The 12,488-nt window shown below is 52.4% G+C and carries 13 protein-coding genes; all 13 read left to right on the top strand.

Annotated elements, in window-relative coordinates:
* Positions 1-47 precede the first annotated feature (47 nt).
* The 13 genes from GON22_RS06970 (at position 48) to GON22_RS06915 (ending at position 12,463) form a co-directional block, all read left to right on the top strand.
* Entirely contained in the window at positions 48-623 is a 576-nt protein-coding gene (locus tag GON22_RS06970; RefSeq protein ID WP_006038836.1) for a TerD family protein, read from the top strand.
* An 89-nt stretch (positions 624-712) separates the two neighbouring features.
* Positions 713-1,294: a TerD family protein gene (locus GON22_RS06965; RefSeq protein ID WP_160395389.1), complete on the top strand. Its 582-nt coding sequence runs from the start codon at positions 713-715 to the stop codon at positions 1,292-1,294.
* A 73-nt stretch (positions 1,295-1,367) separates the two neighbouring features.
* Entirely contained in the window at positions 1,368-2,624 is a 1,257-nt protein-coding gene (locus tag GON22_RS06960; RefSeq protein WP_160395388.1) for a TerD family protein, read from the top strand.
* A 59-nt stretch (positions 2,625-2,683) separates the two neighbouring features.
* Positions 2,684-3,424, top strand: coding sequence for a TerC family protein (locus GON22_RS06955; RefSeq protein WP_160395387.1), 741 nt, complete (start codon positions 2,684-2,686; stop codon positions 3,422-3,424).
* 90 nt (positions 3,425-3,514) lie between these two features.
* Positions 3,515-4,735 carry an HpcH/HpaI aldolase/citrate lyase family protein gene (locus tag GON22_RS06950; protein WP_160395386.1) on the top strand — a complete coding sequence of 407 codons (1,221 nt, stop codon included), beginning with the start codon at positions 3,515-3,517 and terminating at the stop codon, positions 4,733-4,735.
* On the top strand, positions 4,680-6,230 hold the full coding sequence (locus tag GON22_RS06945; protein WP_202113125.1) for a phosphoribosyltransferase family protein: 1,551 nt from the start codon (positions 4,680-4,682) through the stop codon (positions 6,228-6,230). The genes GON22_RS06950 and GON22_RS06945 overlap by 56 nt, the downstream gene beginning before the upstream one ends.
* A 31-nt stretch (positions 6,231-6,261) precedes the next feature.
* Positions 6,262-7,425 (top strand): cysteine protease StiP family protein, encoded by a 1,164-nt coding sequence (locus tag GON22_RS06940; protein WP_237179058.1) that lies wholly within the window; start codon positions 6,262-6,264, stop codon positions 7,423-7,425.
* Positions 7,422-8,255, top strand: a complete 834-nt coding sequence (locus GON22_RS06935; protein ID WP_160395384.1) for an HAD family hydrolase — start codon at positions 7,422-7,424, stop codon at positions 8,253-8,255. Before GON22_RS06940 ends, GON22_RS06935 begins: the two co-directional genes overlap by 4 nt.
* Before the next feature lie 17 nt (positions 8,256-8,272).
* Entirely contained in the window at positions 8,273-9,331 is a 1,059-nt protein-coding gene (locus GON22_RS06930) for an ATP-grasp domain-containing protein (RefSeq protein WP_160395383.1), read from the top strand.
* 127 nt (positions 9,332-9,458) lie between these two features.
* Positions 9,459-10,172 (top strand): hypothetical protein, encoded by a 714-nt coding sequence (locus GON22_RS06925; protein ID WP_160395382.1) that lies wholly within the window; start codon positions 9,459-9,461, stop codon positions 10,170-10,172.
* Between the two features lie 19 nt (positions 10,173-10,191).
* Entirely contained in the window at positions 10,192-11,295 is a 1,104-nt protein-coding gene (locus GON22_RS06920) for a toxic anion resistance protein (protein WP_160395381.1), read from the top strand.
* Between the two features lie 82 nt (positions 11,296-11,377).
* Positions 11,378-11,509: a hypothetical protein gene (locus GON22_RS26420; RefSeq protein WP_272898774.1), complete on the top strand. Its 132-nt coding sequence runs from the start codon at positions 11,378-11,380 to the stop codon at positions 11,507-11,509.
* A 348-nt stretch (positions 11,510-11,857) separates the two neighbouring features.
* Positions 11,858-12,463: a hypothetical protein gene (locus GON22_RS06915; protein WP_160395380.1), complete on the top strand. Its 606-nt coding sequence runs from the start codon at positions 11,858-11,860 to the stop codon at positions 12,461-12,463.
* The last annotated feature ends 25 nt before the right edge of the window (positions 12,464-12,488 follow it).

Below are 12,488 nucleotides of genomic sequence, written 5' to 3'. Positions count from 1 at the left end.
TTGGCTAGCACGTATGCCTGATATGGGCAGAAGAGAGGTACTCTTTCATGGCGATTAATTTGACTAAAGGCCAGAAGGTCGATCTGACGAAAACAAACCCGGGCCTCTCCAAGATTACGGTTGGCTTGGGCTGGGATACGAATAAGTATGATGGCGGCAAAGACTTTGACCTTGACGTTTCGTTGTTCTTGACGAACGCAGCTGGCAAAGTTGAAACGGAACGCAATTTTATTTTCTTCAATAACCGCCAGAACGAGAACGGTTCCGTTGTACATACGGGCGACAACCGTACAGGCGAAGGTGAAGGCGACGATGAGCAAATCAACATCGATCTGGCGAATGTGCCAGCGAACGTAGAGAAAATTGCTTTCACAATTACGATCTATGAGGCGAACGAGCGCAACCAAAACTTCGGCCAAGTATCCCGTGCTTATGTACGGATTATGAATGAAGGCAGCAATGCGGAGCTTATCCGCTTTGACCTCGGCGAAGATTTCTCTGTTGAGACAGGCGTAGTTGTTGGCGAACTGTACCGCCACAGCGGCGAATGGAAATTCAGTGCAATCGGCAGCGGCTACAAAGATGGCCTTGCAGGTTTGACGCGCGACTACGGCGTGCAATAAGAATGGCGAATGCCCTTGCGGCAGGCGATCGCTTCGGCGGCTCGCCTGCCGCATGCGGCTTTACACTGAGGACGAGGGGATGAAGGTAAATGAGCATTTCATTATCCAAAGGCCAACGTATCGATCTGACGAAAACGAACCCTGGCTTGACGAAGGTCGTTGTCGGGCTCGGTTGGGATACGAATAAATATAACGGCGGCGCTGATTTTGACTTGGATGCTTCGGCATTCCTGCTGCATGAAGATGGCAAAGCAAAAGGCGCGGACGATTTTGTCTTTTATAACAATGTTTCAGGCGGCAACGGTTCTGTTGTGCATACAGGCGATAACCGGACAGGCGAGGGCGACGGGGACGATGAGCAAATCGATGTCGACCTTAGCAAAGTGCCTGCTAATATTAGCCGTATCGGCATTACGGTTACCATCTACGACTATGAGTCGCGCGGGCAAAATTTTGGACAAGTATCGAACGCTTTCGTACGCGTCGTAGACGCAGCAACGAATCGTGAATTGATGCGTTATGATTTGGGCGAAGACTTCTCGACGGAAACGGCAGTTGTATTCTGCGAGTTTTATCGCCATGGCGAAGAGTGGAAATTCCAAGCGATCGGCAGCGGTTTCTCTGGCGGCTTGACGGCACTTTGCCAGAACTACGGATTGGATGCTAAGTAATAACAAGCAAGGCCAGACGGCCCGTCATGCGGGCCTTCTTGTTCCACTTATCTTACTTAGAGGGTGACCACATATGGCGGTAACAGTAGTCAAAGGACAGAAGGTTGACATTACGAAAACCAATCCTGGCCTCACGCAGTTGAGGGTGGCGATCGGGTGGCAGCCGTCTGTGGCTGTCGAAGTCGATACATCGGCATTTTTGCTTGGCGAGAATGGCATGACATCGGGCGACGAAGATTTAATTTTTTATAATCAGCCCTCCAATGGCTTTATTCGTTACGAGAATGGGCAAGCACCTGACCAGAAACAATTTGTTATTGATTTGCAGCGCATACCGGCGAACATTCACCGTGTTGCATTTAGCCTAACGTTATATGATGAGCAGCAAGGGTTTAAACAAGTGAACGATGCTTATATCCGGTTCATCAATGGAGCCACCGGCCAAGAAGCGGTCCGGTATGACCTTGGAAACAACTTCTCCGTCGAAACCGCAGTTGTCGTCGGAGAGTTCTATCGATATAACGGAGAGTGGAAATTTAATGCGATTGGATCCGGGTTCTCTGGCGGATTAAAGGCGTTATGTAAAAACTTCGGCATTGCCGTACAGCAGGACGAGCCTTCGTTGTCCAAGCCTTCTGTACCAACGCCGCCAGTCCCGACGCCTCCTCCCGCACCAGTTCCTTCGCCGCCTTCTTCTGAAGGGAGCCAAGGAACGCCGGTTAACTTGAATTTGAAGAAGATCGAGTTAAAGAAGAAAGGCGATAAAATTAATCTGACGAAGGGCCCTAAGGGCGTGCTCGGCGAGATCCGGATTAATTTGAATTGGAACAAGCAGCAGGGCAAGGGCGGGCTATTCAGCAAAAGCCGTACGGTCGATCTCGACTTGGCTTGCTTGTATGAGCTTAATGATGGGCGCAAAGGCGTTGTCCAGGCGCTCGGCAATTCGTTCGGTTCGCTGGAGCGGGCTCCATATGTTGCGCTTGATGGGGATGACCGGACAGGTACAGTAGCAACGGGCGAAAACATTCGGATTAATGGCGCTCGCGTTAGCGAGATCAAACGCATTCTTATATTTACGTTTATCTATCAAGGCGCGGCGAACTGGAAGGATGCGGACGGCGTCGTTACGATTGAGCAACAAGGCGGGCCAGACATTGTTGTCCATATGAATGAGCATGATAACCAGAAGGGCATGTGCGCCATTGCGATGATTCATAACGTCGGCAACGAGACATTCAGCATCGAGCGGCTTGTTCAGTTTTATAACGGCCATTCCGAGCTGGACCGCGCTTATGACTGGGGTATGCGCTGGGTAGCAGGCAAGAAGTAACACGAAGGATGTCGGCAGAGATGCCATAACAACAATTTTGCGCAATGGAGGCAGTTTAGATGGGTTGGTTTTCAGATTTTATTAAAAGCATAGGGGAAAGCTACGGGCATTTCTTCTCTTGGAGTGACGTTGCGGCGACATTCTCCGATCCTGTAAGCTGGGGAATTATCGCAAGCTTAATTCTTCTGGAGGGCTTGTTGTCAGCGGATAACGCGCTCGTTCTGGCGGTCATGGTTCGCCACTTGCCGAAGGAGCAGCAGAAGCGTGCATTGTTCTACGGCTTGCTCGGTGCGTACGTGTTCCGTTTCCTAGCGATTGGCTTAGGTACATATCTCGTCAAGATTACATTGGTGAAGGTGCTAGGCGCGGCATATCTGTTATTTATTGCGTATAAAGGGTTGTTCAAAGGTTCAGATGATGGGGAAACGAGTAATAAGAATTATGGTTTCTGGAAAACCGTGCTTATGGTCGAACTTATGGATATCGCCTTCAGTATCGATAGCGTTATCGCAGCATTCGGCGTCAGCGACCAAGTATGGGTACTGTTCGTCGGCGGCATTCTCGGCGTCCTGATGATGCGTGGTGTTGCACAAGTGTTCCTGAAGCTGATCGACCGCTTCCCAGAGCTGGAGCAAGCGGCATTCATTCTCATCGCGGTTATCGCAGTGAAAATGCTTGCAGGCGCATTCGGCTATCATGTATCCCACTACCTGTTCTTTGCAGCGATGATTCTCGTATTCGGCGGCACGATGGTGCTCAGCGCGATGCGCAGCAAGAACAAATCAAACAAAGAAGCATAATACTGCGACTAAACATTAGCTGCGGCACGAATCCCTCCCTTCTCGGAGGGATTCGTTGGTATTAGGCGAAAGAAAGGAGCGTATATCGCGATGCGCTATTTTAATGAATTGTCTGAGGACGAGCTACAGGCAGTGTTCTATTCGCCCCCCGGTTCATTTACGAATCGGTCTCCGCAGGAGCTGTTAGCCTACGCAGTAGGCGCTGCTCTATATATGCCAGCAACACGAACGACTATCGCGAGCGATATTACGACGGGGAAGCTGGAGAGCTTAGTGACAGCTGTTATTGATTTGGAAGATGCGGTCGGCGACAACGAGGTTGAGGCAGCAGAGCGCTCTGCGGTCCAACAGCTTAGCCGGATCGCATTTGCGATCGAGAGCGGCATGATGCCGCTCGAGCGGCTTCCGCTTCTTTTTGTTCGCGTCCGTTCGGCCGATCAGCTAGAGAGATTCATAGAGGAGCTTGGGCATTCGGCCCATGTGCTTACGGGTTTTGTTTTTCCAAAGTTTACGGTGGCTAATGGCGAGCGTTACTTCCGGCTTCTGGAGCGATATAACTGTGCCAGAACGGCGGGGGAGCCGCCGTTATATGGCATGCCAGTGCTCGAAAGCGCGTCGATCATTTACAAGGAGTCGCGTTTGGAGTCATTGCTTGGCATCAAGCGTTTGCTCGACTACTACAGGCCATACGTGTTGAACGTGCGGATCGGGGCGACTGATTTCTCTAGCTTGTTCGGATTGCGCAGAAGCCCAGATTCGACGGTGTATGATATTGCTGCGATTCGCGACTGTATTGGCGATATTATTAATGTTTTCGGGCGGGCGGAGGATGGCTACGTCATCTCAGGCCCGGTGTGGGAATATTTCGCTTCGTCTCCTAACCGTCTGCCGTTAGCATCTTTAAGAGATTCGAGATTGCGAGAGGCGCTATTGCCTGAGCTGGAGCTATCGCCTGCCTTGTTGCAAGGGCGGCGAGAGGCGAGCGGTAATGGCCAGTTTGAGCGGGAAATTATGTTGGACAAAGAGAACGGAATCATCGGCAAGACCGTGATTCATCCTTCGCATATAAGAGCAGTTCAAGCGATCTACGCGGTTACGCATGAGGAATATACGGATGCTTATGCCATTATTGCTGGCAGCGATGGCAGCCTGGGCGTAATGAAGAGCGAGTATTCAAACAAGATGAATGAGATGAAACCGCATTATAACTGGGCACGGCGCATCATAGCCCGAGCCAAAATCTATGGGGTGCTGCATGAACAACAACGCTACTCGGCCTTATTCCGAGAACAAGACTACGCACGTTTATAACATCGCCGGCAGCTTGAAGGTAACGGTCACTGAAGCGGATAATCCGTTTGGCCTCCCGATTGCGCAGCTGTTCAGCATGGCGGCCCGGAACAATCCGAAGCGGTCGTTTCTGTTCGTGAGCAAGCTGTTAGGCAAACATATTCCGATTAACCCGCACACCTCCCTGCTTGGCGGTTACGCGCTCGCTGCGCTGCTGTGCCGGCATTTGCAGCCGGAGCGGGAAGGCGAACTGGCACCGGTGCTGCAAGCGACGATGGAGGGCTTAACGGACCCATCGCGCGCAGCGGAGGTATACAGGCAGCTAATCGCTAAGCGGCTGCGGCAGCCGATGCCGGTGAAGCTGCTTGGGTTCGCGGAGACGGCGACTGCGCTTGGCCATGCGATGTTTGATGCGCTGGAGGAGCAGGCGGCCTACTTGCATACGACACGGGAGCTGCTGCTGGACCGGGAATCCGTGCTCCAATTCGATGAGGAGCATTCCCATGCGGTAGCGCACCGTTGTTATGCAGAGCAGCAGGATTTTCTGGCCGATGATGAGGTCGTTGTGTTCGTCGATGACGAGATGACAACGGGCAAGACGACGCTCAATTTAATTCGTGATATGCAAGGCAAATATTCGCGCAAGCGATATGTCGTTGCAGCGCTGCTGGATTGGCGAAGCGCGGCGGATGAAGCTGCTTTTGCCGCGATGGAGCAGGAGTTCGGCATCTCAATCGAGACGATCTGCTTGTATCGGGGCACGATCGAGGTGGAGGGCGCCGCTTTCCCCGATGGCGCGCCGCAAGGGCTAGTCCAAGTGTTCGAAGGTGGCGAAGCGCTGGCTGACGGGGCTGCTGGAAGCGTTGCAAGGAAGCCGCTTATTGAGCCGTTCGTGCAGATGCATCAACTGAACGGCATTTTCGAAGAGGTTCTGACTGTTTCGGCTGACTTGGCCAATCAGCGCAACGATACGCCTTATATACGGGAAACTGGGCGGTTCGGCATTAGCGCCAGCGACCGTGTGAAGTCCGAGCCGGCTATTCTAGCTGCTGCCGAGCGGCTGCGAGCGATCCGCCAGCAGCGTGTGGAAGCGAGTGGCGCCCAACTGGGCTCAGCAGCAGAATCTGTTGGCGAACAGGCAACTAGCGGCAAAACGCTTGTCGTCGGTACGGGGGAGTTCATGTACGTGCCGATGCGCATTGCAGCTGAACTAGGCGAAGGCGTTTATTACCAGTCGACGACGCGGAGCCCGATCCATCCGCTTCAACATGCCGATTATGCGGTACGTGACGGCGTTTCCTTCCCTTCGCCTGACGATGGGCAGGTGAAGCATTTTATATATAATCTGCGTGCCCACACCTATGATGATGTTTTTATCGTGCTGGAGCGGGAGGCAACGGCGGAGCGGCTTGCGCCGATGCTGGCCGCTTTCCGGACGTTGCCTTGCAGAGCGATCCATGTCGTAAGCTGTGCGAGCCGGCGATTTGATCGAGTGGAGGCTATTGCGTATGAGTAGCACGGATTATCCGGCATTTTCATCTGGCGGCATGGGAAGCGCTGGTCCGGATCGTGCGTCGAGCCGGTTATTTGAACGGATCATCGCGCCGCCTATGCCACTTGGCAGCTACGCCTCATCGGATGTCACTTTTCTGCTTAAAGATTTAAGAGGCGCTCAATTGGAGATGCCAACCGAGGACCGGGAAGAGGCGATTCAGTCTGGCGTGCATTATTCGGAAATGCTGCCAGCCGAGTACGAGCCATCGGAACGGTATTTGCAATTGTTCCATGATTCGCTCGATGCAACGCAGGAGCTAGTGGCAGAGGGCGTTGCGGCTGTTGCCGAGCTAATCGTCCGCAAGCGCGGCCTTGATTGCGTGCTCGTCTCGCTAGCGCGGGCAGGCACGCCGATTGGCGTATTAATAAAACGGTATATTGAGCAGCAGTATGGCGTTGCATTGCCGCATTATAGCATTTCCATTATTCGCGGCAAGGGCATCGATGAGAACGCACTTCTCTATATGCTTCAGCAGCATGGCGCGGATGCCAAGTTGCAATTCGTGGATGGCTGGACGGGCAAAGGGGCCATTCGAAAGACGCTCATTCAAGCATGCAAACAGTTTGAAGGCAAATACGGCATAGCGCTGAATGACGATTTGGCCGTGTTGGCTGATCCTGGGCATTGCTCGGAAACATTCGGGACAAGGGAAGATTATCTCATCCCGAGCGCTTGTTTGAATGCAACCGTATCTGGCTTGATGAGCCGAACGGTGCTGAAGGAAGGGTTGATTGGGCCGGATGATTTTCACGGCTCCAAGTATTATGGCCATTGGCGGGATATCGATGTCTCGGCTTTGTTTATCGAGAAGATTGCCGCACATTACGATAGGGTTGCCACGCGGGCAAAGGCTTTCGCGGAGGAGCAGCTGCGCGTGCCACCAACCGTGACGTGGCGGGGGCTTGCTGATATTAAGCAGGTGCAAGCTGCGTATGGCATTACAGATATGAATCTGGTTAAGCCGGGTGTAGGCGAGACGAGCCGAGTACTGCTGCGGCGCGTGCCTTGGAAAATTCTTGTTGACCGGGCAGATAATCCGCATTTGAAGCATATAACGTTGCTCGCGGAGGAGCGAGGCGTCCCGGTCGAAGTATTTCCGGGACTTGCTTATTCTTGCTGCGGCATTATTAAACCGCTCAATGGAGGAACACCATGATATATGCAAGCGATCTAGATATGACGTTAATTTACTCGCATCGTGCAATGCTCGTGCCACCAGATACGCAGGGCATAAGCGTAGTGGAGACTTACGGCGGCAAGTCGGGAGCGTTCATGTCTGACGTTGCGATGGCAGAGCTAAAGGCGCTAGCAGAGCGGGTTATATTCGTGCCGGTAACGACGCGAACGATGGCGCAATACCAGCGGATTGAAGTGTTCCAGCAGCATATTGTCCCGGCTTATGCGATTACGAGCAATGGCGGCAACATTTTGCATAATGGGCAAGTGGATACGCAATGGCAGCGCCTTGTTCAACAGCGGCTGCGAAAAGAAGCATGCTCGCCCGAAGAGGCGTTTCGCACGTTTGCGCCGATCGTAAGCGAAGATTGGGTGCTGGAAAGCCGGCTTTGCGACGAGCTGTTCTACGTCTATCTGATGGACCGCGAACGGATGCCGGCGGAGGCTGTCCAGGAGCGGGCTCAGGCGCTTGCCGAGCTTGGATGGGAGCTGTCCGTACAAGGGCGCAAGGTTTACATCGTGCCGTCTGTAGTTAATAAGCGTGATGCAGCAGCATACATTCGCCAGCGTCACCCGGAGTTGCCTCTGGCAGCGTCAGGCGATTCCTTGTTAGATCGCAGCTTGCTGGAATCCGCGGATTATGCCATCGCGCCGGCTCACGGCGAGCTTTATCGGATTTATCAAGAGACAGGCATAAAGGGAAGCTGGAGGTTTACGCAGCAGTCTGGATTGTTCGCAGCCGAAGAAATTGTTTCGTATGTGGCGTCGCAGGCAGTGGGTTATGCAAGAGTGGGCAAGGCAGTCGAGTGAATAGGGGGAAGTTCAACATGAGCAAAAAAGAGCTTCGCGTATATTTTAACCGTTGGTTTTCCGTCGCTTACCATTATATGAACAGCATTCGCCACAATGAGGACGGCGTTGCGTTTAAGCTATACGGCACGCATCCTGATCCCGGCCATATGGCGCTGCAGGGTGCAGATTATGCGACGGTCGAGCCTGTGCTAGGCGGATTGGATTATGTTCAGTTTTGCGTTGACTTCTGCCGAAAGCATGAAATTGATGTCTTTATCCCCAGGCTGCATATGCTCGATATCGCCCGCCACGTTGCACTGTTCGATGAAATCGGAACGCAAGTAACAGTATGCCGTGACGTGGAGTTGCTCGAGAAGTTGACGATTAAGGACAAGTTTTACGAAGAGGTTCGAACGACGGGGATTATGGAGGTTCCGGCTTACGAGGTTGTCCGAGATGCGGAAGGCTTCAAGCAAGCGTATGCGCGGTTAGCCGCTGCGGGGCACCGTGTCTGCTTCAAGCCGACCGATTCTGAGGGAGGGCTTGGGTTCCGTATCGTGAACGATAATCGCGATGCGTTGAAAGATCTGTTCGGATATGTGACTAACGAGTTGACATTCGATGAGGCATACGGCATTTTATCCCGAGTGGAAACGTTCCCTGAGATGATGGTGATGGAGCTGCTGGATGGCCCGGAGTACAGCATCGATTGCTTAGCTGACCGGGACGGGAAGCTGCTGGCAGCCGTGCCGCGCCGCAAAGCGGATGGGAGGCTGCGCGTGCTGGAGAATAATGCTGAGCTGATCGCCATTGCCCATCGCGTAGCAGAGACGTATCGGATTCCATACAACTTTAATATCCAAATGCGTTGTAACGGCGGCGTGCCGAAGCTTCTGGAAATTAATCCGCGGATGTCCGGCGGGCTGCATGCAACCTGCTTAGCAGGCATTAACTTCCCTTATTTGGGTGTTAAAGCAGCGCTGGGGCAGCCGATTGAGCCGCTGGCGCCGGAGTTCGGCATTACAACGAGCCATATTGAGCTGTCGATGCGCATGCAGACTTTTGCAGAAAGTTTGCAGCGAGTGCAGGCATAATGGGTGAAACGGCGCTGCCCCGCCCTGCGGCGGGGGGCTCCATGCTTCCCCGGCTCCATTGACAGCGTTAACGAGGGTTTCTACAATAGTGGGAGAGACTAACGTGTCTAGGTGGAGGGAATTGCCCGTGAGGAAAAATGTACTGGTCGGCGGTGCTATTGGATATGTTGCTGCAGTTGTATTAAGCTTTATGTTGCCCGAGATTTTGACGCTGTTCATTCCAGCGATAGGCGCTATATTCGGCAGCCTGCTTCCAGCCCGGAACCGTGTTCCAGCTCCAAGCTTGGACGTGTCCGGCCATCCGGCAGGGCCATTGCCAGACCGTTTGCAGCCTAATCAACAGCAGCAACCGCAGCTTCAAGGTGCGGGAGGGCGGCAGCCACAAGCTGCACCAGTGCCAGCTCCAACGCAATCCGCAGCGGCATCAGCGGCGGTGTTGCCAGAAGGCTTTGGCCCGGTAGTTGAGTATTTGCAGGTGCTTGAAGATATGATTATTTCCGAGGGGCAGAAGCATAATCTCGATAGCGAAATCGTTGAGAAGTCGCTTTCCTTGTTCTCTCGTGTACAACGGATTATTCCGCTGCTTGAGCAGCTTGGGGACAGCAACACGAATCATACGATTCGCAGGCTGATTCTCAAAGACCTTAATGGGGTAATCAACCCGTTCCTGCGCTTAAGCGGCGAGATGAAGAGCAAAAACCGCCGAATGCTGCTTAACGGCTTGAAGGATGTTGATTCCAAAATTTCAGCGATCGCATCTACGATTGAACATAAGGATTTGCTGGAATTGCAGACCAAAGCAGAACTGATTCACCAGCGGTATAATCAATCAGAGCTATAACGATAGGGAGGCCTGTTAGATGTCGACGCAATTGGTGCAGTTGAAGCAAGAGGATGAACAGAAGGTCGTTCAAGAAGCGTCCCGGCTGATCGGACAAGTCGCGCAGACGGATTCGGTTCAGCTCGATACCTTGATGGACGAAATCGGGAAGCTCGGCATTAAAACACAGGAAAAAGCGGGCCAGACGTTGAAGCTGCTCGACCGTCCGGTTAACGACCTGATGAACGGCGGCCGCACGGAAGTGTCCAACATGATTTTGAAGTTGCGCAGCGAGTGCGAATCGCTCCAGCAGAGCAAGAATGTCGGATTCCTTGGCAAAATGCTTCGTAAAAGCCCGTTGAAAAACTACGTGTACAAGTACCAGACGGTCAAAACGAACGTGGACGCCATCATTAACGGCTTGCGTGACGGCAAGGATACGCTGGAGGAAAGCATCGTCAATATGCGCCAACTCAAGCGCAGTTCCCTAGAAGAGATCTATTCCCTTCAAACGAAGATTACGTTCGGGGACAAGCTTAAGGAGCTATTTGAGTCGGAGATTGCGAACCCTGACAATGCGGGCCGCAAGGCACAGCTGGAACGCGGGCTCCGCAAGGTAGTTACGCGGATTCAGTCGATGACCGAGATGATTATGCTTTACAATCAGGCGATTGCGGCAACGGACATCATTAATGACAATAATGATAAGCTGATCGATTCCGTTAACAATGCGATCGATAAGACGTCGAATCTCATTACCGTATCCGCGATGATCGCGCTTGCGCTGAACGACCAAGAGAAAGTCATTAGCGCTGTAGATGCGACGAACAAGACGATTGAAAACCAGTTCCAAGAAAATGCGCGCCTGCTGCGCCAGACGACCGAGAAAACGAACGAGCTGCTGGCCAAGCCGTCGATGTCGATGGAAGCGGTCAATCGTGCCATTGGCGATTTGATGGCAGCAATCGACCTGTCGGAGCAGTCGAACAGGCGCATCATCGATAGCTGCAACGATTATACGAACAAAATGACGTCGATTAATACGCAGCTTGCGAACCGATTGGGCCACGGTGCAGATGCATCGGCTCCAGCATTGAAGTCCGCTGTGCCGGCTGAGAATGAGATCAGCTCCTTGTTAAGCTAGGAAACAACTGGCATATTCCAGCTTTCCCCTGCATAGATTGGCATAAAAGCCGTCTGCGCATGGAGGGAGGCTGATTGATCGGATGCTTTCCGTCATATTGGGCTGTGTCATTGCCGTCTTGATTGTCATTACAAGCAGCGAGCGGGCAGAAGCCATCGCGGAATTAAATGACCCACAAGGTTTTTATTACAACAACGACAGCAAGAAGGGCTGATCCGTTACGCGCTTAAGGCGCGTGGCGGGCCGGCCTTTCTTGCTGTCAGGGCGTGGCCAAAGGCTGGGGTGAAGCAACGTTAGGAAGCCGAAGCAAGTGGGTATTAATTAGGAGTTAGGGCGAAAGAAGGCAAGCAGAAGGACGAGGTTGATGAGAAGGAGAATGCCGAGCCATAGGTTCATTTTGTTTTCCCGTATAAATTTCATGGAGCGACACTCCGTTCATTAGGCGTATGTAGCAGTACCTTCTACTTTACCGTAAATCTTTAAGCGGCGTAAAGTCCAGCCAGCCGCAATGTGGTATAATTTATAAAATATACAGAAGATCATTCCGGGAGGGAGTAAAGACATGCTAGATTTCTCGTTCGAGATTATCGATGAGACACGGATTAATATGCAATATCGTTATGGCAGCGCGATGTTTACTTTCAATCTGTATTACCAGCAGAATAATTGGACGCTTCATCCGTTCGATGGCATGCTGCTCCAGAATCGGGAAATGTGCAGGTTAGTCGTCGCCGAGCTGCTCCAGCACAAAGATTTTCATGTCATGCTTGCCCGGGAAAATATTACATTGTCTGCGCTCCGCACCTCGATTGATCTTCAGCCACAAGATAGCCCTGCGCGGGATGTAGACTCGAGTGGAGAACAGGAGCGATTCGGATCGCGAAGCCGCTCAAGGCGCAATCATTTAGAGGACGGTCCAGACCTGCTGGATACGTTTATCGAGGAAAACACCTTCGAGGACATTGTTCAAATGGAGCGGGAGCGGATGGAGAAGCGAATGGGCTTCTTCCGGCGCATCATTGAGAAGATGTTTATGGAAGGCTATGGGCCAGAGGATGAAGAGTTTCGTAATGTGCAAGCCATTATTCGAATTTATAAAGATGCATACGATCAATTGTCGGACCTTGGCAACTTTGATATACGGCCGGATGACCGGAAGAGATGGTGATTTAAGCAAAGACGGATACCTTGAG

The organism is Paenibacillus sp. MMS18-CY102 (assembly GCF_009789195.1).
Taxonomy (GTDB): Bacteria; Bacillota; Bacilli; order Paenibacillales; family Paenibacillaceae; genus Paenibacillus_T.
Note: the sequence above shows the minus strand (reverse complement) of the source record. Positions and strands in the feature narration are given on the sequence as shown.

Excerpts from the sequence above, each read along its gene's own strand:
- GON22_RS06970 (WP_006038836.1), top strand. The coding sequence starts at position 48 with ATGGCGATTAATTTGACTAAAGGCCAGAAGGTCGATCTGACGAAAACA.
- GON22_RS06955 (WP_160395387.1), top strand. The coding sequence starts at position 2,684 with ATGGGTTGGTTTTCAGATTTTATTAAAAGCATAGGGGAAAGCTACGGG.
- GON22_RS06920 (WP_160395381.1), top strand. The coding sequence starts at position 10,192 with ATGTCGACGCAATTGGTGCAGTTGAAGCAAGAGGATGAACAGAAGGTC.
- GON22_RS06915 (WP_160395380.1), top strand. The coding sequence starts at position 11,858 with ATGCTAGATTTCTCGTTCGAGATTATCGATGAGACACGGATTAATATG.
- GON22_RS06965 (WP_160395389.1), top strand. The coding sequence starts at position 713 with ATGAGCATTTCATTATCCAAAGGCCAACGTATCGATCTGACGAAAACG.
- GON22_RS06935 (WP_160395384.1), top strand. The coding sequence starts at position 7,422 with ATGATATATGCAAGCGATCTAGATATGACGTTAATTTACTCGCATCGT.
- GON22_RS06950 (WP_160395386.1), top strand. The coding sequence starts at position 3,515 with ATGCGCTATTTTAATGAATTGTCTGAGGACGAGCTACAGGCAGTGTTC.
- GON22_RS06945 (WP_202113125.1), top strand. The coding sequence starts at position 4,680 with ATGAACAACAACGCTACTCGGCCTTATTCCGAGAACAAGACTACGCAC.
- GON22_RS06930 (WP_160395383.1), top strand. The coding sequence starts at position 8,273 with ATGAGCAAAAAAGAGCTTCGCGTATATTTTAACCGTTGGTTTTCCGTC.
- GON22_RS06940 (WP_237179058.1), top strand. The coding sequence starts at position 6,262 with ATGGGAAGCGCTGGTCCGGATCGTGCGTCGAGCCGGTTATTTGAACGG.
- GON22_RS26420 (WP_272898774.1), top strand. The coding sequence starts at position 11,378 with ATGCTTTCCGTCATATTGGGCTGTGTCATTGCCGTCTTGATTGTCATT.
- GON22_RS06960 (WP_160395388.1), top strand. The coding sequence starts at position 1,368 with ATGGCGGTAACAGTAGTCAAAGGACAGAAGGTTGACATTACGAAAACC.